Origin of the sequence: Bradyrhizobium sp. (assembly GCF_016462955.1) — a bacterium.
GTDB lineage: Bacteria > Pseudomonadota > Alphaproteobacteria > Rhizobiales > Xanthobacteraceae > Bradyrhizobium.
In genome coordinates this window covers 1-851 of sequence record NZ_JAEMSD010000381.1, presented here as the reverse complement: position 1 = coordinate 851, position 851 = coordinate 1, and the positions used below count along the sequence as shown (strand labels likewise).

3 protein-coding genes are annotated in these 851 nt (G+C 65.8%); all 3 read right to left on the bottom strand.

Annotation, left to right across the window (positions count from 1 at the left end):
• Nucleotides 1–178: dihydrodipicolinate synthase family protein (locus JHD07_RS28925; protein WP_291628385.1), on the bottom strand; the 178-nt coding region annotated here is incomplete at its 3' end.
• Nucleotides 179–201: 23 nt separating this feature from the next.
• Entirely contained in the window at nt 202–456 is a 255-nt protein-coding gene (locus tag JHD07_RS28920; protein ID WP_291628372.1) for a hypothetical protein, read from the bottom strand.
• 139 nt (nt 457–595) lie between these two features.
• Nucleotides 596–844: a hypothetical protein gene (locus tag JHD07_RS28915; RefSeq protein WP_291628383.1), complete on the bottom strand. Its 249-nt coding sequence runs from the start codon at nt 842–844 to the stop codon at nt 596–598.
• Between the last annotated feature and the right edge of the window lie 7 nt (nt 845–851).

The window sequence follows — 851 nt, the reverse complement described above, 5'->3', positions numbered from 1 at the left end:
GCGACAGCGTCGGCGCTTCCCCGGCCGTCTCGCAAACCACGATGGCGGGAACGCCGGCCGCGACCTGTCGCTCGCACAGCACGGCCAGCGCCTCGAGATCGATCGCATCCGCCGCGTCGAACGGGGTCGGCAGGTCAGGAATGAATCCGGTGAACCAGGCGGCGGGAGGGATGAGCATGGTTGTTGCCTGTCGGCGCCGGTTCAAGCGGCGCTCCGCGAGACGATAGTGTCGGGGCGCTTGCCCATGTCGAGCTCGATCTCGCGCGGCAGCTCGACGATGGTTTCCGCATGCTGCCCGTTCTCGAACAGCGCATATTTGATCGCCTGGGCGCGGCTGACGAACAGGCCGCCATAGAGGCCGTTCTGTTCCTGGGCGACCCATTGTCCCCGGCGATTCCTGCCGATGAAGACGACGGTCGAAGGCGAGCTGCACGAGGGAGGTTCGACGAGTTTCACGGGTTTGATCCTTTTGAACGATGCCGGCCTCGGACGCATCTCCTTGCCGGCGTGCTCAATATCCCCAGCCGCGAATATGATTTCGAGGGCGAGTGCGCGGCGATCTCATAGGAGGGTTATAAAGCCGGCGCTGTGCCGTTCAGGCCGGATCGATGACGATGTGGACCAGCGCGAACAGCGCGGCGAAGGCGACGGCCTCATCCCAATGATTGAGCGCGGCCCCGAACAGAGGCTCCCGCCTGACGAGGCTGGCGAGCGCGCACAGGACGATCGACATCCAGAGCAGCACGGCGAGGCTTCGGCCGAAGCCGACGCTGCCGAATGCGGCAAAGCCCATGAGCAGCACGAGACGGACGGCGAATCGCGCGATCACGCGCGCCGGGCTCAGCGTGCGC